The 20,427-nt window shown below is 68.1% G+C and carries 20 protein-coding genes; 11 read left to right on the forward strand and 9 right to left on the reverse strand.

What is annotated here, in order from left to right; translation table 11 throughout:
- The first annotated feature begins 19 nt into the window (after positions 1–19).
- On the forward strand, positions 20–799 hold the full coding sequence (locus tag AB4Z18_RS16480) for a biotin--[acetyl-CoA-carboxylase] ligase (protein WP_441783817.1): 780 nt from the start codon (positions 20–22) through the stop codon (positions 797–799).
- A 6-nt stretch (positions 800–805) separates the two neighbouring features.
- Positions 806–1,363, forward strand: a complete 558-nt coding sequence (locus AB4Z18_RS16485) for a PH domain-containing protein (protein ID WP_441783818.1) — start codon at positions 806–808, stop codon at positions 1,361–1,363.
- On the opposite strand, the gene AB4Z18_RS16490 is transcribed toward AB4Z18_RS16485, so the two are convergent.
- Complete coding sequence (locus tag AB4Z18_RS16490; RefSeq protein ID WP_441783819.1) at positions 1,325–1,906, reverse strand: GtrA family protein; 582 nt, start codon at positions 1,904–1,906, stop codon at positions 1,325–1,327. The genes AB4Z18_RS16485 and AB4Z18_RS16490 overlap by 39 nt on opposite strands.
- 119 nt (positions 1,907–2,025) lie before the next feature.
- On the opposite strand from AB4Z18_RS16490, the gene AB4Z18_RS16495 reads away from it, so the two are divergent.
- Entirely contained in the window at positions 2,026–3,168 is a 1,143-nt protein-coding gene (locus tag AB4Z18_RS16495; RefSeq protein ID WP_441783820.1) for a 5-(carboxyamino)imidazole ribonucleotide synthase, read from the forward strand.
- An 8-nt stretch (positions 3,169–3,176) separates the two neighbouring features.
- Here the strand turns inward: AB4Z18_RS16495 and AB4Z18_RS16500 are convergent, their stop codons facing one another.
- Both AB4Z18_RS16500 and purE read right to left on the reverse strand, forming a co-directional pair.
- On the reverse strand, positions 3,177–4,535 hold the full coding sequence (locus AB4Z18_RS16500) for an LCP family protein (RefSeq protein ID WP_441783821.1): 1,359 nt from the start codon (positions 4,533–4,535) through the stop codon (positions 3,177–3,179).
- A gap of 10 nt (positions 4,536–4,545) precedes the next feature.
- Positions 4,546–5,049, reverse strand: a complete 504-nt coding sequence (gene purE, locus AB4Z18_RS16505; RefSeq protein WP_441783822.1) for a 5-(carboxyamino)imidazole ribonucleotide mutase — start codon at positions 5,047–5,049, stop codon at positions 4,546–4,548.
- Between the two features lie 182 nt (positions 5,050–5,231).
- Between purE and AB4Z18_RS16510 the strand changes: the two genes are divergently transcribed.
- Positions 5,232–6,479, forward strand: coding sequence for an acyltransferase family protein (locus tag AB4Z18_RS16510; RefSeq protein ID WP_441783823.1), 1,248 nt, complete (start codon positions 5,232–5,234; stop codon positions 6,477–6,479).
- Here the strand turns inward: AB4Z18_RS16510 and AB4Z18_RS16515 are convergent.
- Genes AB4Z18_RS16515 through rfbB form a run of 3 tightly spaced genes read right to left on the reverse strand, consistent with a single transcriptional unit; the run spans position 6,464 to position 9,502 of the window.
- Positions 6,464–7,612, reverse strand: coding sequence for a glycosyltransferase family 4 protein (locus tag AB4Z18_RS16515; protein ID WP_441783824.1), 1,149 nt, complete (start codon positions 7,610–7,612; stop codon positions 6,464–6,466). The two genes, AB4Z18_RS16510 and AB4Z18_RS16515, sit on opposite strands and share 16 nt — an antisense overlap.
- Positions 7,613–7,661: 49 nt before the next feature.
- Positions 7,662–8,513 (reverse strand): dTDP-4-dehydrorhamnose reductase, encoded by an 852-nt coding sequence (gene rfbD, locus AB4Z18_RS16520; protein ID WP_441783825.1) that lies wholly within the window; start codon positions 8,511–8,513, stop codon positions 7,662–7,664.
- Positions 8,513–9,502 (reverse strand): dTDP-glucose 4,6-dehydratase, encoded by a 990-nt coding sequence (rfbB, locus tag AB4Z18_RS16525; RefSeq protein ID WP_441783826.1) that lies wholly within the window; start codon positions 9,500–9,502, stop codon positions 8,513–8,515. The genes rfbD and rfbB overlap by 1 nt, the downstream gene beginning before the upstream one ends.
- A gap of 72 nt (positions 9,503–9,574) precedes the next feature.
- Here rfbB and AB4Z18_RS16530 point away from each other — a divergent pair, with 72 nt between their 5' ends.
- The gene (locus AB4Z18_RS16530) at positions 9,575–10,180 is read left to right on the forward strand and encodes a dTDP-4-dehydrorhamnose 3,5-epimerase family protein (protein WP_441783827.1); all 606 of its coding nucleotides are present in this window, start codon (positions 9,575–9,577) and stop codon (positions 10,178–10,180) included.
- Positions 10,181–10,194: 14 nt separating this feature from the next.
- Positions 10,195–11,058: a glucose-1-phosphate thymidylyltransferase RfbA gene (gene rfbA, locus AB4Z18_RS16535; protein ID WP_441783828.1), complete on the forward strand. Its 864-nt coding sequence runs from the start codon at positions 10,195–10,197 to the stop codon at positions 11,056–11,058.
- On the opposite strand, the gene AB4Z18_RS16540 is transcribed toward rfbA, so the two are convergent.
- On the reverse strand, positions 11,055–11,927 hold the full coding sequence (locus AB4Z18_RS16540) for a glycosyltransferase family 2 protein (protein ID WP_441783829.1): 873 nt from the start codon (positions 11,925–11,927) through the stop codon (positions 11,055–11,057). The genes rfbA and AB4Z18_RS16540 overlap by 4 nt on opposite strands.
- 184 nt (positions 11,928–12,111) lie before the next feature.
- Between AB4Z18_RS16540 and AB4Z18_RS16545 the strand changes: the two genes are divergently transcribed.
- Genes AB4Z18_RS16545 through AB4Z18_RS16555 form a run of 3 tightly spaced genes read left to right on the forward strand, consistent with a single transcriptional unit; the run spans position 12,112 to position 15,237 of the window.
- Positions 12,112–13,311 carry a rhamnosyltransferase WsaF family glycosyltransferase gene (locus AB4Z18_RS16545; protein WP_441783830.1) on the forward strand — a complete coding sequence of 400 codons (1,200 nt, stop codon included), beginning with the start codon at positions 12,112–12,114 and terminating at the stop codon, positions 13,309–13,311.
- Positions 13,304–14,227: an NAD-dependent epimerase/dehydratase family protein gene (locus AB4Z18_RS16550; RefSeq protein ID WP_441783831.1), complete on the forward strand. Its 924-nt coding sequence runs from the start codon at positions 13,304–13,306 to the stop codon at positions 14,225–14,227. The genes AB4Z18_RS16545 and AB4Z18_RS16550 overlap by 8 nt, the downstream gene beginning before the upstream one ends.
- Positions 14,224–15,237 (forward strand): glycosyltransferase family A protein, encoded by a 1,014-nt coding sequence (locus AB4Z18_RS16555; RefSeq protein ID WP_441783832.1) that lies wholly within the window; start codon positions 14,224–14,226, stop codon positions 15,235–15,237. Before AB4Z18_RS16550 ends, AB4Z18_RS16555 begins: the two co-directional genes overlap by 4 nt.
- Before the next feature lie 34 nt (positions 15,238–15,271).
- Here AB4Z18_RS16555 and AB4Z18_RS16560 read toward each other — a convergent pair whose 3' ends face one another.
- Together AB4Z18_RS16560 and AB4Z18_RS16565 are read right to left on the reverse strand one after the other, a co-directional pair.
- On the reverse strand, positions 15,272–16,480 hold the full coding sequence (locus AB4Z18_RS16560) for an ABC transporter ATP-binding protein (RefSeq protein ID WP_441783833.1): 1,209 nt from the start codon (positions 16,478–16,480) through the stop codon (positions 15,272–15,274).
- An 11-nt stretch (positions 16,481–16,491) separates the two neighbouring features.
- Complete coding sequence (locus AB4Z18_RS16565) at positions 16,492–17,424, reverse strand: ABC transporter permease (protein WP_441783834.1); 933 nt, start codon at positions 17,422–17,424, stop codon at positions 16,492–16,494.
- 166 nt (positions 17,425–17,590) lie between these two features.
- On the opposite strand from AB4Z18_RS16565, the gene AB4Z18_RS16570 reads away from it, so the two are divergent.
- Both AB4Z18_RS16570 and AB4Z18_RS16575 read left to right on the forward strand, forming a co-directional pair.
- Complete coding sequence (locus AB4Z18_RS16570; RefSeq protein WP_441783835.1) at positions 17,591–18,061, forward strand: hypothetical protein; 471 nt, start codon at positions 17,591–17,593, stop codon at positions 18,059–18,061.
- On the forward strand, positions 18,058–20,355 hold the full coding sequence (locus AB4Z18_RS16575; protein WP_441783836.1) for a hypothetical protein: 2,298 nt from the start codon (positions 18,058–18,060) through the stop codon (positions 20,353–20,355). Before AB4Z18_RS16570 ends, AB4Z18_RS16575 begins: the two co-directional genes overlap by 4 nt.
- The last annotated feature ends 72 nt before the right edge of the window (positions 20,356–20,427 follow it).

The raw sequence follows: 20,427 nt of genomic DNA on the forward strand, positions 1-20,427 counted from the left end.
CGGCTGGCAGACTGGGCCAGTGCACGAGACTGACCCCACGGACTTCCGACGCAGCCGCTCCATCGTCCCCGTCCTCGAGGTGCTCCCCGAGGCGGGATCGACGAACGACGTCCTGAGCGCCCGTGCGGGCGACCTCCCGGACCTCGCGGTGCTCGTGACCGACAACCAGACGGGTGGACGCGGACGGCTGGGACGCCAGTGGGTCACCCCTCCTGGCACGGCACTGGCGATCTCCGTGCTGCTCAAACCCGTCGGACTCCCGCCTGCCTCGTTCGGCTGGTTCCCCCTCCTCGCGGGGCTCGCCATGAGCCGGGCGCTCGGGCGCTTCGTGCCGGGCGGGGTGCAGGTGAAGTGGCCCAATGACGTCCTGATCGAGGGGGACAAGGTGTGCGGCATCCTCGCCGAACTGCTCCCCGGGATGTCGGGGCTGGTGATCGGGGCGGGAGTGAACCTCGCGCAGACTCGCGAGGAGCTTCCGACCGACACCTCCACGTCGCTCGCCCTGGCCGGCGCACACGGTATCGACCCGGATGCGGTGCTCTCGGCGTACCTCATCCAGCTCACCACGCTGTACCGCGACTTCCTGACCGCAGGCGGCGACCCGCTGCGCAGCGCTCTGCGCGACGAGGTCGCGGAGGCCTGCCACACGATCGGCCGCTCGGTCCGCGTCCAGCTGCCGTCGGGCGAGGACCTGCTCGGCACGGCGGTGGGCATCGACGAGGACGGCCGGCTGATCGTGGAGTCGGAAACCGGCCGCACCGCGGTGGCGGCAGGCGACGTGACGCACCTGCGGTATTAATTGAGCATGAGCAGCACCATGGACGGGACTTCCGCTCAGCCCGCCCAGCCACCCGAGCGCGTGATCGCTCGACTGCGCTCCCACGCTCGCCGGCTGTTCTGGCCGAGCCTGGTGCTCATCGCGGTCTCGGGCGCCGTCGGCTTCTTCGTCGGCCGCGTCTCGCAGGTGTGGGAGGTCGTGCTGCTGTGGTCCTCCGCGGCTGCTGTCGTCCTGCTGCTCTTCCTGCTGCCGCTGACCGCGTGGTTGAGCCGGCGCTACGTGATCACGAACAGGCGCCTGATCATCCGCCACGGCTTCTTCGTGCGGGTGCGGCAGGAGCTGCTGCACAGCCGCGGCTACGACGTGGCGATCCGGCGCACCTGGCTGCAGAGCCTCTTCCGCTCCGGCGACGTGTTGATCAACTCGGGGCTCGATCATCCCGTCGTGCTGAAGGACGTGCCGAAGGCCGATCAGGTGCAGCGCGCGCTCTCCGAGCTCATGGACCACTCCCAGACGGTGGTGGCGGTGCGCCGGCAGCAGTCGGAGTCAGTCTCCGACGAGACCACGGTCTGGGGCACCCGCTAGGGGCGCACCGCTGATCGGCGCCTTCTCGCGGGTGGTTCGCGCTGGGACGTGCGCACCAGGGGAGATCGCGCCGCGACGCGCGGCGCGGGCAGCAGTCCGCTCGGGGGAGAAGACCCACCAGCGGTAGAACGCGAACCGGAAGACCGTGCCGAGCGCCAGGCCCACCACATTGTTGGAGATGTTGTCGGCCAGGAGGCTCTGGTAGCCGAGCAGGTAGTGCGACACCCAGACGCAGAGCAGGGGGATCGCCATCCCGGCGAGGCTGACGATGAGGAACTCGAGGCCCTCGCGCGTGGCGTTCTCGTTGCGGTTGCCCGAGAAGGCCCAGTAGCGGTTGCCGACCCAGTTGGTGCCGATGGCGACGAGGGTGGCGATCGCCGTCGAGAACAGCGTCTTGTGCGGCACGTTCACCAGCACCAGCAGCATCAGGGCATTGAAGACCAGCAGATTGACCACGAAGCCCACAGCTCCGACCGCGCCGAACTTGATCAGCTGCGGGAGGAGCCGCGCTTTGTGCGCCGGCGTTCGGGTGTCGGTCGTCATGCCCCTGCCTGGAGATGCGGAAAGATGGTCAGTGCCTTCGTTACAGTACGCGGATCAGGTTTCGCGTTGCTGTGAGTCCCCCCGGCAAGCATGAAAAGTATCAGAGGAGCGGATTGCCCATGGCGAGCAGAATCATCGGAGTGATCGGCGGCGGTCAGCTGGCCCGGATGATGATCCCCCCGGCCCTCGAGCTGGGCATCGAGATCCGCGTGCTGGAAGAGGCGCCGGCCATGAGCGCCGACCTCGCCGCGACAGGAGTCGGCGACTACCGCGACCTGGACACCGTCCTCGCGTTCGCCGAGACGGTCGACGTCATCACCTTCGACCACGAGCATGTGCCCCAGGCGATCCTGCGCGAGCTCGTCTCGCGCGGCATCCCGGTGCACCCGGGTCCTGACGCCCTGCTGTACGCGCAGGACAAGCTGCAGATGCGCTCCAAGCTCACCGAGCTGGGGCTGCCGGTGCCGGACTGGGCGGCGGTGGAGTCGGCCGACGAACTTGGTGTGTTCCTCGCCGACCACGGCGGCCGCGCTGTCGTGAAGACGGCCCGCGGGGGATACGACGGCAAGGGCGTGCGCGTGGTGACGGACGCGAGCGGCGCGGACGACTGGTTCCTGGCGCTCGCCGAGGACGGCCGCGGCGGTGCTCTGCTCGTGGAGGAGCTGGTGCCGTTCCGCCGCGAACTCGCTCAGCTGATCGCGCGCCGGCCCTCCGGCGGGATGGCGGCGTGGCCGGTCGTCGAGACCGTCCAGCGCGACGGCGTCTGCGCCGAGGTGCTCGCGCCGGCCCCTGGCTCGTCGGGCCGTGTGGCGGAGGTCGCCGAGGAGATCGCGCGACGCGTGGCCGAGGGACTCGGTGTCACGGGCGTCCTCGCCGTCGAACTGTTCGAGACGACGGATGGCCGCGTGCTGGTGAACGAGCTGGCCATGCGGCCGCACAACAGCGGGCACTGGTCGATCGAGGGCGCCGTCACGAGCCAGTTCGAGCAGCACCTGCGCGCCGTGCTCGACCTGCCGCTCGGGTCGACCGAGCCGCGCGCCGACTGGTCGGTGATGGTGAACATCCTGGGCGGTCCCTCCGAGGGCAGTCTTCAGGACCGCTACCCGGCGGCGCTCGCCGCGCATCCCGAGGCCAAGTTCCACGGCTACGGCAAGCAGCCGCGGCCGGGCCGGAAGGTCGGGCACGTGACGGTCGTCGGCGGCGAGGACCTCGACGACGTGGTGTACCGCGCCCGGGCGGCCGCCGCGTTCTTCGAGGGGTAAGCGCGGGGCTAGGAGCCCTTGGGCTTCGCCGTCGCGGGGTGCACGGCCTGGCGGACGAGCTCCTGGATCTGCGCGTAGTCGGGGTTCTCCGGGTCGATGGTCGGCGGCACGAGTTCCAGCTGCTGCACGGGCAGCTTCCGAGTCTTCATCCCGAGGTCGACGAAGTAGCCGAGCATCGACTGCGGGATGTCCGTCTTCATGACCTGAGCGCCGGCCGACGCGATTCCCTGGAACTTCGACACGACGTTCACCGGGTTCACCTGCTTCAGGATGGCGTCCTGCAGCTCGCGCTGTCGTGCCATCCGGTCGTAGTCACTCGAGCCGTGCCGCGCCCGGGCGTACCACTGGGCGTGATACCCGTCGAGGTGCTGCTTGCCCGGCTCGATCCACTCCACGACGCCGTTGAGGTTCTCGTCGCCGCCGATCGGGATGCGGTCCTTCACCGTGATCTCGACGCCGCCGAGCGCATCCACCAGGTCGGCGAAGCCCTGCATGTCGATGAGCACGTAGTACTGGATCTTCAGCCCCGTCGCGCCCTCGAGGGCGTCCCGCATCGCCTCGATGCCCGGCTCGCTCCTGTCCTTCTTCGCGTTCGGGTAGAGGTCCGGCTTGTACAGCTCCACCTCGGTGTAGATCGAGTTCAGCTGGCAGACGTCGACGTCGCAGCGGTCGTCGTAGCCGTACCCGTCCGGGTACTCCTTGTGCAGCGGCGAGGAGGCGGGGAAGGGCACCGGGTCGAGGTCGCGTGGCAGACCGATCGTGACGGCCTGGCCGGTGTTCGCGTCCACGCTGACGATCGACATGCTGTCCGGGCGCAGGCCGTCGCGGTCGGGTCCGGCGTCGCCGCCGAGCAGCATGATGTTGTACCGCCCATCGACGGGAGGCTGGGAGGGGCCGGCTGAGAAGATGTCGCCGAGCGCCCCGCGGGCAGAGCCAGCGACCATCGACGCGTAGCCTGCCGTGCCCGTGACGCCGACCAGCACCAGGACCGCGAACGCGGCGATCCAGCCGCGCGAACGCGGTGCGGTGCGCACGAGCCGCACCAGCCGCAGGGTGTCGAGAGTGAGGACGACCCAGAGCACCGCGTAGGCGATCAGCAGGGTCTGGACGAGGGTCAGGCTGCCGGTCTGGGTGAAGAGCGTGTAGATAGCGGAGGGCGCCACCAGATAGACGACGAGCGTGACGAGCGCGAGCAGCCAGAGCAGTAGGGTCGCCAGCACTCCGACCCGGCCCAGGATGCGGTTGCCCGCGACGACCTGCGCCGAGCCGGGCAGCAGCACGTTCATGGTTACCAGCCACCAGCCGCGCTTGGTCATGGTGTGCCGAGAGGTGGCGTCGGGCTGACGCAGCGGCGTGGCGATCGTCATGGCGCGGCTCTCACAGTCGGGCTTGCAGGGCCTGGTTCTTCTGCTCGACGCTCGCCTCGAGGTCCGCGGCGAAACGGGCGAGCGCCGCGGTGAGCGACTCGTCGGAGGTCGCCAGGATCTTGACGGCCAGGAGTCCGGCGTTGCGGGCGCCCCCGATGGAGACCGTGGCGACGGGCACGCCGGCCGGCATCTGGACGATGGACAGCAGTGAGTCGAGCCCGTCGAGCCGCGCGAGTGGGACGGGCACACCGACGACCGGGAGGGTGGTGACCGCAGCGAGCATTCCGGGGAGGTGCGCGGCGCCTCCCGCGCCGGCGATGATCACGCGGATGCCGCGATCGGCGGCCTCCTTGCCGAAGGCGATCATCTTCTCGGGAGTGCGGTGCGCCGAGACGACCTCGACTTCGTGCGCGACTCCGAACTCGGTCAGGAGCCGCGAGGCGTCCTCCATGACCGACCAGTCGGAGTCGGAGCCCATGACGACGGAGACGAGCGGCGACGTTATTGCGGGCATAACGCACATGCTAGATCGAGGCCTGCGCGAGGCCAGGCCCGCCACGCCGCGCCGCGGCCGCGCGGCCTCATCGTCGACACGCGATGCGCGCCAGTGCATCCAGCTGTCCCCTGAACAGGTCACAGGAACTGTTCAGGCCCCCTGGGTACCGTCGCCCCCTTATGACGGGTACAGGTGGACGTGTGGCAGACAAGACGAAACAGGCGACAGGCGGCCGGCTGGCCGCGCTGGACGGCCTGCGCGGCATCGCCGCGGTGGTCGTCCTGCTCCACCACGCCATGTACACGAACCCCGATTTTCCCGGTGCGCCCGGCAGCGGCTCGGCGCCAGCGGGGTCCGCGATGTGGTGGATCAGCTACACGCCGCTGAAGCTGTTCACGGCCGGCGTGGAGTCCGTCGTGGTGTTCTTCGTGCTGTCCGGTCTCGTCGTCACGCTCCCCGTCATCCGGCACCGCGGCTTCGACTGGGTCGCCTACTTCCCGCGGCGTGCGGTGCGGCTGCTGGTGCCGGTGATGGCGTCGGTGGTACTCGCAGCGGTGTGGGTGATGGCCATCCCGCAGCGCTCGACGCAGCCCGACGGCACTTGGCTGAGCAACTCCTCCACGCCGAACTTCGGGTGGGAGTACATCCTCAAGGCCTGGGACCTACTCGGTGGCGACGGCCAGATCAACAACCCGCTGTGGTCACTGCGCTGGGAGCTGATCTTCTCGCTCGCCCTGCCCGTCTTCGCCGTGGCCGCGCTGGCGGTGCGCAAGTGGTGGATCGGCGGCCTGGCCGCGGCCTGCGCGCTCACCTACCTGGGCGTCCACGCCGACTCCGGCGCCATGACGTACCTGCCGGCGTTCTTCGTCGGGGCCGTCATCGCGGTGCGCCTGGAGGCGGTGCGCAACGTCGCCGAACGCATCAACACGCACTGGTACCGCCACCCCCTGTGGGCGGCCCTCACCGTCGGCAGCCTCCTGCTGCTCATCGCCCCGTGGCTCGTCGGACCGAATGTCGGCGAGATCCCCGAGCTGGAGCCGGCGCTGAAGGGACTGGTGCCGCTGGCCGCTGCCGGGCTCGTCGTCAGCGCCCTCGGCTGGAAGCCTCTCCGGGCGGTACTCGAGACTCGGCCCATCCAGTTCTGGGGGACCATCTCGTTCAGCCTGTACCTCGTGCACGTGCCGATCCTGATCTTCAGCACATACCTGTTCGCGGATCAGCCCTGGTACGTGGGACCGCTATTCGGCATCCCGCTCGCTGTGGTCGTCGCCGTGGCCTTCACCTGGCTGATCGAGAAGCGCAGCCACGGTTGGTCGAAAGCCGCCGGCCAGTGGGCGTCCGACCGTTACCGCACGTGGTTCGGGCGCGAGGACGAGGCGGAAAAGGACTCGGCGGAGCGCCGCGACGTCGGTGACCGCGCGCAGGAGCCCGCTCAGAGGTCGGCGTGAAGCTGCCAGACCCGCTCGGCGGAGTCGCGCCAGCTGAACGCACGAGCGCGGTCTGAGGCCAGCACGCCCAGCCGTGCGCTGAGTTCGGGGTCCGTGAGCACACGCCCGATGGCGGCCGCGAGCCGCTCCGCGAACGCGTCGTCGCCCTCGGCCGCGCCCGGACGTTCCACCACCAGGCTCGCGCCCGCCGCCACCTCGACGAGCGCCGGGTCGTCGGAGTGGATCACGGGAAGCCCGAATTTGAACGCCTCGACGATCGGCAGGCCGAAGCCTTCCCCGGAACTCGGGTAGACGAAGAGCGTCGCACGGTCGAGCGCCACGGCGAGGTCGGCGTCGTCGAGCCGGCCGAGGGCGCGCACGCGGTCCTCCGGCAGGCCCGCGGCGGCCGCGACCCCGGTGGCCGAGCGCTCCCCGACACGGTCGACACCCGCGATCAGCAGCGGGATGCTCTGGGCTTCGGGTCGCGCGATCGCGCGGATCAGCGGCGCAAGACCCTTCCGCGGCTCGATCGTGCCAACGGTGAACGCGTAGCGCTCGGGCAGCCCCAGCCGCTTGGCGCGCTCTTCCGCGTCAGGTGGCAGCCGGAGCGTGGTCGCCGGGGCTCCGCCGATCACGCGGATGCGGTCGCCGAAGTCGATGAAATCGCTGAGCCGGTGCGCCACGGCGTGCGTGGGCACGACCACAGCGTCCGCGTGCTTGCGCGCGCGCTTCGCCATGGCCTTCGTCCAGATGGCCGCTGTCGGGCCGAGCGCCTCCGGGTGGGTCCAGGCGAGGGTGTCGTGGATGGTGACGGCGACCTGCTGGTGCTCCTCCGCGTGTCCGTGGCGGCGCAGTGGGGCGAGCAGGGTCGGCGCGTGCAGCATCCCGGGCGGGCCTCCGACCGGGACACCCGACTGCCAGGCCAGCGTCAACTCCCGATGGGCGAGCGGTAGCCGCGTCACGGTGCCGACGCCCGGGAGCCTGTCACGCAACTCCTGCACCTGCTGGTCGCTCACGTTCGAGACGATCGCTTCGACGTCGCAGTCCCGGGGAGCCGTCGCGATCAGCTGGCGGGTGAGTTCCTCCGTGTACCGGCGCAGACCGCGGGGCGTGTCGCCGACCAACTCGTCGACGATCACTCGGAGGGTGGTCATGTTGCTCCCATCTCGTCTCTCGCGCGCCTCGCCCGCCATTCACCGGGAACTAGTGCTCCGCGAACAGCCCGTCCTCAGTGGCGGCGGCCAGGGCATCCTCCCACGGGCGCATCGGCTCGAGACCCGCTCGCGCCCATCCGTCGTGGCCCAGGACCGAGTAGGAGGGCCGGGGGGCCGGCCGCACGAAGGTCGAGCTGTCGGTCGGCTTCACGCGCTCGGGGTCGAGGCCGGCCTGGGCGAAGACCGCGCGGGCGAACTCGTACCAGCTCGCCTGCCCTGCGTTCGTCCCGTGGTAGATGCCCGCCGGTGCGTCGGCGTCGAGCAGCGCGACGATCTGCGCCGCCAGGTCGCCGGTCCACGTCGGCTGGCCGAGCTGGTCGTCGACGACGCTGACGGTGTCGTGGCTGCCGGCGAGCTTCACCATGGTCTTGGCGAAATTCGGGCCGCCGGCCCCATAGAGCCAGGCGGTGCGCACGATGAAGGTGCCGTCGGGATGCGCCGCGAGCGCGAGCTCCTCGCCGGCGGCCTTGCTGCGACCGTACGCGTTGATCGGATCCCACGGGGTGTCCTCGGCGTACGGCTCGCTCGCGTGGCCGTCGAACACGTAGTCGGTGGACACGGTCACCAGGCGTGCCCCGTGGCGGGCCGCAGCGACCGCGAGGTTCTCGGTGCCGAGGGCGTTGATGGCATAGGCCGCATCTTCGTGCGCCTCCGCGTCATCCACCTTCGTGTAGGCGGAGGCGTTGAGGACGACGTCGTGGCCGGCGACCGCTGCGAGCACGGCCTCCCGATCCGTGACGTCGAGCTCCGCGCGGGACAGCGCGGTGACGTCGCGGCCGGCCAGCGCCTTCTGGAGATCCTGGCCGAGCATCCCGGCGGCGCCGGCGATCAGGTAGCGCATCAGTTGTCGAGCGCTGCGCGGGCCTTCAGCGGCTCCCACCACGCCCGGTTGTCGCGGTACCACTGGACGACGTCGGCGAGACCCTGCTGGAACGGCACCAGCGGCTCGTAGCCGAGCTCCGACTGGATCTTCGAGATGTCGACCGAGTAGCGCAGGTCGTGGCCGAGACGGTCGGCGACGCGGTCGACGTACGACCAGTCCTTGCCGGTGGCGTCGAGCAGCAGCTGGGTGAGCTCCTTGTTGGTGAGCTCCGTCCCGCCGCCGATGTTGTAGATCTCGCCGGCGCGGCCGTTCACCAGCACCATCGCGATGCCGCGGGTGTGGTCGTCGACGTGCAGCCAGTCGCGGATGTTGTTGCCCTCGCCGTACAGCGGGACGTGCTTGTCGTCGATCAGGTTGGTGACGAAGAGCGGGATGACCTTCTCGGGGAAGTGGTACGGGCCGTAGTTGTTCGAGCAGCGCGTGATCGACAGGTTGAGGCCGTGGGTGCGGAAGTAGCTGCGGGCCAGGAGGTCCGAGCCGGCCTTCGACGCCGAGTACGGCGAGTTCGGCTCGAGCGGGCGGTCCTCCGCCCAGGAGCCCTCGGCGATGGATCCGTACACCTCGTCGGTGGAGACGTGGACGAAGCGCTTCAGGTTGTTGCGCAGGGCCGCGTCGAGCAGCTGCTGCGTGCCCAGGACGTTGGTCTCGACGAAGATGGATGCGTCGCGCACCGAGCGGTCGACGTGCGACTCGGCGGCGAAGTGGACGACGGCGTCGACCGTCGGGAAGAGCTCGTCGAGCAGGCCTCCGTCGCGGATGTCGCCCTTGATGAACGTGTAGCGCGGCGAGTCGGCGACCGGCGCGAGGTTCGCGAGGTTGCCGGAGTACGTCAGCGCGTCGAGCACGACCACCTCGGCGCCCTCGAGGCCCGGGTAGGCATCCTGCAGGGTGCGACGGACGAAATTGGAGCCGATGAAACCGGCGCCACCAGTGACGAGAATCTTCATGAGGAGTCCAGGCTCTTTTCTGTCGGGAAACCGCCTGAGAGTCTACAGGTCGCCGATTGGTAGACTCCCGTGGTGCAGATCCGCGAGCTTTCGATCCCCGACACCTACGAGATCACCCCTCGGCAGCATTCCGACGACCGTGGCCTCTTCTTCGAGTTCTACCGGTTCGATCGTCTCGAGGAGACCATCGGGCACTCGCTCGACCTGAAGCAGGGCAACACGTCCGTCTCCCGACGCGGGTCCGTGCGCGGCATCCACTTCGCGGACATCCCGCCGAGCCAGGCGAAGTACGTGATGGCACCGCACGGCGCAGTGCTCGACTTCGTGATCGACATCCGCGTCGGGTCGCCGACCTTCGGCACGTGGGACTCGGTGCTCCTCGACGACAAGGACCGACGCGCCATCTATGTCGCCGAAGGCGTCGGTCACTGCTTCGTCGCTCTGACCGACGACGCGACGGTGAGCTACCTCGTGACCGATGTGTACAACCCGACGCGCGAGCACGGGATCAACCCGCTCGACGGCGACATCGCACTGGAGTTCCCCATCCCGGCCGATGAGCTGCTGCTCTCCCCGAAGGACACGGACGCGCCCGGCCTCGCGGAGGCGGCCGAGAGCGGGCTGCTCCCCACCTGGGACGACGCCCGGGCTTTCTACGCGTCCCTCGACAAGAAGTAAGGAATCCAGCACCTATGCGCGGAATCATCCTCGCCGGCGGCTCCGGCACGCGGCTGTGGCCCATCACCAAGGGCATCTCGAAGCAGCTCATGCCCATCTACGACAAGCCGATGATCTACTACCCGCTGTCGACCTTGATGATGGCGGGGATCAACGAGATCCTCATCATCACGACGCCGGAGTACAACGAGCAGTTCCGCGCCCTCCTCGGTGACGGCTCGCAGCTCGGGATCCGCCTCGAGTACGCCGTCCAGCCGTCGCCCGACGGCCTGGCGCAGGCGTTCATCATCGGCGAGGAGTTCATCGGCGAGGAGTCCGTCGCCCTGGTCCTCGGCGACAACATCTTCCACGGCACGGGCCTCGGCTCGTCGCTGCGTCAGCACAACGACATCGACGGTGCGCTGATCTTCGCCTACCAGGTGAGCAACCCGCGGGCGTACGGCGTCGTCGAGTTCGACGACGACTTCAAGGCGCTCTCGATCGAGGAGAAGCCCGTAGAGCCGAAGAGCTCGTTCGCGGTGCCCGGACTCTACTTCTACGACAACTCCGTCGTCGGGATCGCGAAGACCATCGAGCCGAGCGCCCGCGGGGAGCTCGAGATCTCGACGGTCAACGAGCGCTACCTCGATGCGGGCCGGCTCCAGGTCCAGGTGCTCGACCGCGGTACTGCGTGGCTCGACACCGGGACCTTCGAGTCGATGATGCAGGCGTCCGAGTACGTGCGCGTCATCGAGGACCGGCAGGGCTTCAAGGTCGGCTGCATCGAGGAGGTCGCCTGGCGTGCCGGGTGGATCGATGACGCCGAGATGGCGGCGCTGGCGAGCCCGCTGGTCAAGAGTGGCTACGGGCGTTACCTGATGGGCCTGGTGGAGAGCTAGGGCCTGCGCGTCAGGAGCCACGCCCGGGCGGCGAGAGCGGCACGCAGCACGGCCCGAACCGGGGCGAGCAGGGGTCCCTGGTACTTGTTCGCGAGGAAGCGGTACGCGCTCGCATGGTGCACGCGCACCATGCGGCTCGACTCGGCCTGAGTGGAGAGACCCCCGACGTGCACGACGGACGCGGCGGGCTCGTAGCGGTTGCGGAATCCGGCACGGCCTATCCGATAGCCGAGGTCGACGTCCTCGAAGTACATGAAGTACCCCTCGTCGAACCCGCCCAGTTCGTCGAAGACCGAGCGCCGGATCAGGAAGCAGGCGCCGGAGAGCCAGCCCACGTCGCGGGCACTGACCTGGTTCTCGGAGCGGTAGGCCTTCGTCCACGGGTTCGACGGCCAGATCCGGACGAACAGGGCGTGTCCGATTCCGGTCCGCAGGGACGGGATGCGCCGGGCGGACGGGTACAGTGTGCCGTCCTCGTTGAGGATGCGCGGCCCGACCGCTCCGATCGTCGGGTCCGCGTCGAGCCGCGCCCGCAGGGTCTCGAGCGCATCGTCCCCGACGAGCACGTCGGGATTGCACACGAGGACAGCATCGACGGAGGACGGAAGCGACGCGACAGCACGGTTCACGGCGCCGCCGTAGCCGAGGTTCTCGGAGAGGGTGACCACCTGCGACCCGTGCGTTCGCGCGATTCGCTCGGTCACTTCGATGTCGGAGGACGCGTTGTCCGCGATGACGACGAGCACGCCGGCCCGGATCTCGTTGTCAAGCGACGACAGGAACGCGTCCAGCTGCCCGCTGGAGTTGTAGCTGACGGTCACGACGGCCGTCGCCTCAACTGATCCGAGCACCACATCAGGGTACTTCATGCCCGCTGGGGGATGCTCCCATGGCGGTGTGGGAAGATTGCCCTCGGCAGGCGACCAGCAACCGCGAACCAGAGCGAGACCGAGGAAGACGAAAAACGACGTGGCATCTGTAGGCAAACTCCTTTCTCGGGCCGTCGAACGGGGACCGCGCGTCATCGTCCGGAAGCTTCGGACAGGCTTTCTGATGCTGAAGAACCACGGTCTTCGCGCGACGACCGGATATCTCCGATCGAAGCTCGGACAGGTCACCGGCGCGCAGAAGCCGCGCCTCCTCGTCGACCTCGCTGACGCCGCTGCGGTCGACTGGACGCAGCTTCCCGACCGCATCCTCGATCCGATCACGGTCGTCGACCGCCCCTCGCACATCGCCTGGATCATGTCCCCACCAGGCAAGGAGAGCGGAGGGCACCAGAATCTCTTCCGCTTCATCAAATTCGCCGAAGAGGCCGGGCATCGCTGCGACGTCTACCTCTACCACGCGGGGGAGGTCGCGGTAGACCTCCAGGTCGTGCGCGACATGCTCTCCGCGTCCGAGGCGTACCCGCACATCGAGGGCGACATCCGGGTGTGGGATCGCGCGACGGGAGTCGCCGACGGCACGGACGCCATCTTCGCGACCGGCTGGGAGACCGCGTATCCCGCGTTCCTCGATACGAGCCGGGCTCGCCGCTTCTACTTCGTGCAGGATTACGAGCCGCTGTTCTACCCGCTCGGCTCGGAGGCTCTCCTCGCCGAGAACACCTACCGGTTCGGCTTCCACGGGATCACCGCTGGTGGCTGGCTGAAGCGTAAGCTGCACGACGACTTCGGCATGTCCACCGACTCCTTCGATTTCTCCGTCGACCGCTCGCTCTACCGTTTCGAGAACACGGAACGCCGCAACGAGATCTTCTTCTACGCACGCCCGGTGACTCCGCGTCGGGCCTTCGAGTTCGGCCTCGTCGCCCTCGAGGACTTCGCGCGGGAACGGCCCGACGTGACGATCAACCTCGCGGGCTGGGATGTCTCGAACTGGGAGATCCCGTTCGAGTACAACAACCTGTCGAGTCTCCAGTTGAGCGAGCTCAACGCCGTGTACAACCGCTGCGCCGCAGGCCTCGTGCTCTCCCTCTCCAACATGTCCCTGCTGCCGCTCGAACTGCTCTCCAGCGGCGTCGTGCCCGTCGTCAACGACGGGCCGAACAACCGGATGGTCTCCGACAATCCGTACATCGAGTACGTGCCGGCGTCGCCGATCGCCATCGCCCGCAAGCTGGTGGAGGTCGTGGACCGGCCGGACGCTCCCGAGCATGCACGCGTCATCGCCGAATCGGTCGCGGGCACCAGTTGGGCTGACTCGGGAAAGGCGTTCGTCGCCGCCTTCGAAAGGGTCATGCGTGGCTAGGGCGGTGGTCATCGGCGCCAACGGCTTCATCGGTTCGCACCTGGTCGACGGGCTGTCCGCCGCCGGTCACACCGTCCGCGCGTTCGACCGTTTCAGTTCCCGCCGGCCGACGTTCGTCGCGCCGGCCGAGACGATGGTGGGCGAGTTCCTGAGCCGAGGGGACATCGAGGCGGCCGTCACCGGACAGGACTACGTCTTCCACTTCCTGTCTACGACGACGCCCGCCACTGCGGCGTCGGACCCGACGCTCGACATCCGCACCAATCTCGCGCAGACCGTGGAACTGCTGGAGGCCAGTGTGCATGCTGGCGTCCGCCGGGTCTATTTCGCATCGACAGGCGGAGCCATCTACGGCGACCAGGGCAAGACCGTCTACTCCGAGAACGATCCGACGGCCCCCGCCTCCCCGTACGCCATCGGAAAACTCGCGATCGAGCAGTATCTGCGCTTCTTCCGCGTCACACACGGGCTGCAGTCGACCGCGCTCCGGATCTCCAATCCGTACGGAACCCGTCAACATCCGAGTAAGAAGCAGGGTCTGATCCCGATCGCGCTCCGCCAGATCCTCTCCGGCAAGCCGGTCGTGCAGTTCGGCGACGGCACGATGGTGCGCGACTACATCTACGTGGAAGACCTCGTGCGCATGATCGTTCCGATGGTGGAGCGGGAACCCGAGCACGAGGTGTACAACATCGGTAGCGGCTCCGGGCATTCGGTCAACGAGGTCCTGGACGCGCTCCGCCGCGTGACGACGATCGATTTCGACATCGAGGAGCGCGACAAACCGGCGACCTTCGTCGACCACGTCGTGCTCGACGGGTCGCGCTACCGAAGCGAGTTCGGCGACGTGGACGTGACGGCTCTCGACGAGGGCATCCGCCGCACGTTCGCCGAAATGAAAGGGGAAAACCTGTGAGCGATGCTCCCGTCGTCACGGTCGCCGTTCTCACCTACAACGGTGAGAAGTACATCGAGCGCATCCTGAAGAAGCTGCGGAAGCAGGACTTCGCCGAGCCCTTCGAGGTGCTCGTGATCGACTCCGGATCGACCGACCGAACGCTCGACATCGTGCGCTCGTTCCCCGAGGTCAGGCTCCACGAGATCCCCAATTCCGAGTTCGGCCACGGCAGGACCCGGAACCTCGCCGCAGAGCTCGCCCATGGCGAGTTCGTCGCGTACCTCACGCATGACGCGGTTCCGAGCAATGCGCACTGGATGAGCGAACTCATCGACCCGTTCCGGCGTTTCCCCCAGGTGATGGCCGTGCTCGGCAAGCAAGTGGCGCGCCCGCGCGCCTTTCCCTTGCAGAAGTACGAGATCCATGGCATGTTCCGCCACCTCGGTCCGGACTTCGGGACGACTCTGTACTACGCGACGCCCGAACTGCTCAAGGACGAGGCGACCGTCAACGTGATGTCCTACTACTCGGACGTGAACTCCGCGGTCCGCCGGGCGTTCATCCGCGACGTCATCCCCTACCGGGACGTCCGCTACGCGGAGGACCAGATGTTCGGTCACGACCTCATCATGGCCGGCTACACGAAGGCGTACGCCCCCCGGGCGATGGTCGAGCACTCCAACGATCTGACGCTGACCGAGTACAAGGACCGCATCTTCGACGAGACGGTCGGGCTGCGCCAGATCGGCACGAGCGATCTTCCGGTGATCAGCCGCACGGCGGTGCTGCGGCACACGTTGCACGGGACGCTCGGGGACAGCGTACGGATCGTCCGCGACCGCGCGTATTCGTGGAAGCGGAAGGCCTATTGGCTGACGATCAACCCGGCCTTCCACTTTCTGAAGTGGCGGAGCTATCGCCGTTCGGCCCTGGTCGACTTGGACGATCACGGCGCGATCACCGCCGGTTCGCTCGAGCACAAGCGCAAGCTGAAGCACGAGCGCTCGGGGGCACCCGCGTCGAAGTGACCCGAGGAGGGTCAGGACGGCGGCGGGCCTGACGTCAGCTCAGCTTCACCTGCGCTGCCCTGGCCTCGGCTCCGCTCGCCTCCACCTCGACAGAGGTCCGGAGTGCCAGGACACCGTTGCCGTAGTCGTCGCCCGGCACCTCGAAAGTGCCCGCCGGTGTGGCCAGGTCGTAGTTGCGGCCGGCCTTGTCGCCAAGACCCACATTGATCAGGTATTGGCCCGGACCGAGCCGGATGTCCGGGATGGTGAACGACAGCTCGTGACGTCCGACACTCGTCGGGAGCGTGACATCGTCGAATGTCGTCATGTTGTAGAGGCGCATTCCGAGCGAGCTCTCGATCGAGAACCCGACGCCCCAGTCCTCCACCGGCTCGTTCACATCGACGCCGAGGTGGGCGACCAGCCGGAGGCCGTTCTCGTCGACCGATGTCTCCACGTCGAAGGAGCCGACCTCGAGGGCGAGCTTGCGGCGCGACCCGTCCGGGTTCTTGAGCACGGCCCTGCGCTCGTCCTCATAGCCTTCGCGCAGGATGCGGATGCCCTCACCGGGAGCGCCGTCGTGCTGCACGCGGCCGCCGTCGAGCACGATGACGCGGTCGCAGAGCGAGCCGACCTGCTCGGCCGAGTGACTGACCAGGACGATCGTGCGGCCCTCGTGCTGGAACTGGGCGATCTTCTCCATGCACTTCCGCTGGAACGGCTCGTCACCGACCGCGAGGACCTCGTCGACCAGAAGCAGGTCGGGATCGACATGGATGGCGACTGCGAAGGCGAGCCGCACGTACATCCCGGAACTGTAGAACTTGACCTGGGTGTCGATGAACTCGCCGATTCCGGAGAAGTCCACGATCTCGTCGAACTGCCGGTCCGTCTCGGCACGCGACAACCCCAGGATGGCAGCGTTGAGGTACACGTTCTCGCGGCCCGTCAGGTCGGGGTGGAAGCCGGCGCCGAGCTCCAGGAGGGCGGCCATGCGGCCACGGCGGCGCACGGTGCCCGAGGAGGGCTGAACGATGCCGCCGATGACCTTCAGCAGTGTGCTCTTGCCCGAGCCGTTGTGGCCGACGAGACCGACAGTGCTGCCGGTGCCGATGTCGAGGGAGATGTCGCGGAGGGCCCAGAAGTCGTCACGGTGCTGGCGGGAGCGGCGGAAGTTGACCACCCGCTCCTTGAGAGATTTCTCCTTGTGCATGACGAAGCGCTTGGAGACGTCGTGGACGCTGGCGATGATGGGGGAGGACATGGGGGTTTGTCTCAGAGCTCCTGGGCGAAATTTCCCTGGAGCCGCGCGAAGACGCGCTGCGCGAGCCACAGGAGGACGAGGCTGATGAGGAAGACGATGAGCAGGCGGAGTCCGAGCGCAGGAGGCCAGACCTGGGCCATCGGACCGGTCGCCGTGTCGCCGGCGGACCAGAGGGCGCGCTGCATGCCGAGGATCGCGATCGTGACCGGATTGGCCAGGTACAGCTGCTCCAGCCAGTTTCCCTGGAGCAGCTTGTGCACGAACGTGTACGAGTAGACGATCGGCGATGCCCAGAACAGGATGATGAGAGCGATCTCCACCAGGTGCTGGGCGTCGCGAAGATACACGTTCACGGCCGAGAGGAAGAGCCCGATCGCCGTGGAGAAGACCACCAGCGTGATCACGGCCGCCGGAGCGAGCAGCACGTCGGCATCCCAGTCGAACGGCACGGATGCCAGGAAGGTGATGGCGAGCACCAGTACGACGGCCTGCACCAGGAAGTTGAAGGCCGCGCCGCCGACAGAGCTCAGCGGGAAGATCTCCCGAGGCAGGTAGACCTTCTTGACGAGACCGGCGTTCGCCAGGATCGAGGTGGTGGAACTCTGCACGATCTCCGAGAAGAGTCCCCACATCGTGAGGCCGATGAAGACGAAGATGGCGAAGTCCGGGGTGGCGCGAGCGGCGCCGAGCACCTGGCCGATGGCCAGATAGTAGATGAGCAGCTGGGCGATGGGCCGGAAGAGGCTCCATAGGAGGCCGAGCGAGCTGTCTTTGTACCGCGACTTGATCTCGCGCCGCGACAGCAGGCCGAGGAGCTGCCGGTGGTCCCAGACGTCCTTCCATGATGCGCCGGCACCGCGGAAGAGTCCTGAGCTCTGGCCGACAGCGACGAGGGGCTCGTCGGCGATCAGCGCAGCTCGGGCCTGCGCTTGGGTTGAAGTCATGGCGTACATCTTAACCCAGCGCACCTGAACGGCCGTCGGATGATGCCCCCCATAGTAGGGCGACGCCGACCCGCCCCGGAGAGCCCCGGTGCCGATATCGTAGAAGGGCGACCCGAAACGCATCTCGAGCGACATTTGTCGTACCTTCCCCGACCAGGAGTCACGAATGAGCAGGATCGCACCATCCGTCGCGGCTGCGGCAGCCACGGCGTTCGTGGTGAGCGCCCTTCTCAGTGCGTGCACAGCGCCGGTCACCGATAGCCGCACCGATACGGGTGTGCCGGCGTCCGCCACCCCGACGAAGACGGCATCGCCGGGTACGGGAGACTCGACCGCCGCTGCTATCGGGGCCGTTCTGGTGGTCGCCGCCGTCGACCCCGACGGCAGAAACGTGACCGTCTCCGGCTACGTGCAGGGAGTCGTGACGGATCAGGGGACGTGCGTGTTCACGTTCTCGCGGAACGGATCGTCGTTCACCGTGGATCACGAGGCCACTCCCGACAGGTCGACGACGTCATGCGGAACGGTCCAGGTCCCCATCGCCTCATTCGAGCGCGGCGCCTACGAGGTGACCGTCGGGATGACTGTCGAGGGCACACCCTCCACGTCGCCGTCGACGACGCTGGTGATCCCGTGAGCCGCCGCGGGCTGGTCGCCGTCGTCGGCGCAATCGCCCTCGCACTCGCGGTGCTATCGCCGGTGGCGCCGATCGGACCGCAGGCTCAGGCTCCCGCGGCCGCGGCCGACGGGCGGCAGTTCGACGCGGGCAACATCATCAGCGACGCCCTGTTCTACGACGGGGGCGCCATGACCGCCGCCCAGGTGCAGACGTTCCTCTCGTCCAAGGTGTCGAGGTGCGTCGCGGGCTACACGTGCCTCAAGGACTACCGGCAGTCGACATCCACCAAAGCGGCGGTGGACTACCGCTGCAGCGCGTACACCGGAGCTGCCAACGAGTCGGCCGCGACCATCATCGCGCGGGTGGGGGCGGCCTGCGGGATCAGCCAGAAGGTGCTGATCGTCCTGCTCGAGAAGGAGCAGAGCCTCGTCTCGGACACCTGGCCCACCGCCGACCAGTATCAGAAGGCGACCGGCTACGCCTGCCCAGACACTGCGGCGTGCGACAGCCAGTACCTCGGCTTCTTCAACCAGGTGTACAACGCGGCCCTCCAATTCAAGCGGTACGCGGCAAGCCCCACCAGCTGGAACCACGTGGCAGGGCGCGTGAACGCTATCCGCTACAGCAGGAACGCGTCCTGCGGCTCCCCGAACGTCTACATCCACAACCTGGCGACGGCCGGCCTGTACAACTACACGCCGTACCAGCCGAACGCCGCGGCGCTGAACAATCTCTACGGGAACGGCGACGGCTGCAGCGAGTACGGCAACCGCAACTTCTGGCGGATCTACACCGACTGGTTCGGCCCGACGACCGCGGGCAGCTCGCTGCTCCGCAGCACATCGAACGCAACGGTCTACATCATCTCGGGTACGGCCAAGTATCCGATCGCCAGCCAGGCGATCCTCACCGCCTATGCCCCCCTGGGCCCGATCGGCTACGTGTCCCAGAGCTACCTCGACTCGTTCAGCACCGCGCAGGTGGCCGGCCGGGTGATGCGTTCGCCCGGCGGCACCATCTACTTCACCGACGCCAGCATCAAGCTGCCGTTCAGTTCGTGCGGCCTCGTCGCCGACTACGGCGGGCAGTGTGCAGCGAACGGCTACGTCGAGCTGACGGACGACCAGCTCGCCGCCTTCGCCACCGGACCCGCGATGGGACCGGTTCTCGGCACCACGGCCGGAGCGCGCTACTACATCACGCAGGCGACAAAGCGGGAGATATTGGACTCCGCTTCGCAGGCGGCCGCCGGCTTGCCCGGGGGATACAACGTGCTGACCGAGGACGCGGTCGCCGGGCTGACGCTCGGTGCGCCGATCGTGCGGGATGGCGTGTACGCGGCGCAGCGCGGCTCGTCCGCCTACGCGTACCTCGGCAACGGCCTGCGGTACCCGGTCGCCGCCGGCACCGTCGCGGCAGCCCAGGTGGTCAGCCGATCCACCGGGTCGCTCTCCAGCGCCAGCCTCGCGAAGATCCCAGCTGCTCCGACGACATTCGCGGGGATCGTGTCCGTGGCGGGATCACCGGATGTCTCGGTCCTCGCCGACGGCGGGCGCCTGGTCTGGAAGGCAGCCGGGGCGACGCTCACCCCCGTCCCGGTACCGCAGGCGTTCCTCGACACCTACCCGAGCAAGGGCACGATCGCCGCCGGATCCAGTGTCAAGACGGCCGGCTCGGCCACCGTCTACCTGGTGATGAGCGACAAGCTCCTCCCCGTCGGCGCCTGGGAGTCGCTCGTCGCGTTGTCGGCGAACGGCACACCTGTGATCACGACCGTCCCCGACGCGGTCGTCGCAGCCATGCCGAAGGGGCCGGTGGCGCTCACGACGAATACGCTGGTGAGGTCGGCCAGCGATGCGACCGTCTACCTGATCAACGGCGTCACGAGCAAGGTCGCGATGTCGAACTTCGCCTACGCGACGGAAGCGGGCATCACCGCGTTCAGCTACACCACCCAAGCGCGGATCGATGCCTATCCGCGCGCCTCGACCCTTCTCGGATTCGGGCTGACGTGCGGCACCACCGACTACGTCAGCGCGGGCGGGAGCGTGCACAAGCTCGACCCGACGCTCAAGGCGTTGTACCCGTTCAGCTATGTCCCGCTCGACACGTACACCTGCCGCCTGCTCAAGGTGGGCGCACCGGCGACCACCTTCATCCGCACGCCGGACGGCTCGATCTACCTCCTCGACGGGGGGAAGAAGCGGCCGATCGGCAGCATCCAGCGTTATCAGGAGCTGAGCAAGGGCGCCGGGTATCTCAACGTGCATCCACTGTTCGCCGCAGCGATTCCCAGTGGACCCGCTGCCTGACGCCGGAGGCCCGGAACTGCGTCGATCGATCGCACCCCGCGCCGATGCTGCGACGGCACACCGTAGGATTGA

The organism is Leifsonia sp. 2TAF2 (assembly GCF_052115085.1).
GTDB lineage: Bacteria > Actinomycetota > Actinomycetes > Actinomycetales > Microbacteriaceae > Leifsonia.

Coding starts and splice junctions, on each gene's coding strand:
- AB4Z18_RS16485 (WP_441783818.1), top strand. CDS start 806: ATGAGCAGCACCATGGACGGGACTTCCGCTCAGCCCGCCCAGCCACCC.
- AB4Z18_RS16490 (WP_441783819.1), bottom strand. CDS start 1,906: ATGACGACCGACACCCGAACGCCGGCGCACAAAGCGCGGCTCCTCCCG.
- AB4Z18_RS16495 (WP_441783820.1), top strand. CDS start 2,026: ATGGCGAGCAGAATCATCGGAGTGATCGGCGGCGGTCAGCTGGCCCGG.
- AB4Z18_RS16500 (WP_441783821.1), bottom strand. CDS start 4,535: ATGACGATCGCCACGCCGCTGCGTCAGCCCGACGCCACCTCTCGGCAC.
- purE (WP_441783822.1), bottom strand. CDS start 5,049: ATGCCCGCAATAACGTCGCCGCTCGTCTCCGTCGTCATGGGCTCCGAC.
- AB4Z18_RS16515 (WP_441783824.1), bottom strand. CDS start 7,612: ATGACCACCCTCCGAGTGATCGTCGACGAGTTGGTCGGCGACACGCCC.
- rfbD (WP_441783825.1), bottom strand. CDS start 8,513: ATGCGCTACCTGATCGCCGGCGCCGCCGGGATGCTCGGCCAGGATCTC.
- rfbB (WP_441783826.1), bottom strand. CDS start 9,502: ATGAAGATTCTCGTCACTGGTGGCGCCGGTTTCATCGGCTCCAATTTC.
- rfbA (WP_441783828.1), top strand. CDS start 10,195: ATGCGCGGAATCATCCTCGCCGGCGGCTCCGGCACGCGGCTGTGGCCC.
- AB4Z18_RS16540 (WP_441783829.1), bottom strand. CDS start 11,927: ATGAAGTACCCTGATGTGGTGCTCGGATCAGTTGAGGCGACGGCCGTC.
- AB4Z18_RS16545 (WP_441783830.1), top strand. CDS start 12,112: ATGCTGAAGAACCACGGTCTTCGCGCGACGACCGGATATCTCCGATCG.
- AB4Z18_RS16560 (WP_441783833.1), bottom strand. CDS start 16,480: ATGTCCTCCCCCATCATCGCCAGCGTCCACGACGTCTCCAAGCGCTTC.
- AB4Z18_RS16565 (WP_441783834.1), bottom strand. CDS start 17,424: ATGACTTCAACCCAAGCGCAGGCCCGAGCTGCGCTGATCGCCGACGAG.
- AB4Z18_RS16570 (WP_441783835.1), top strand. CDS start 17,591: ATGAGCAGGATCGCACCATCCGTCGCGGCTGCGGCAGCCACGGCGTTC.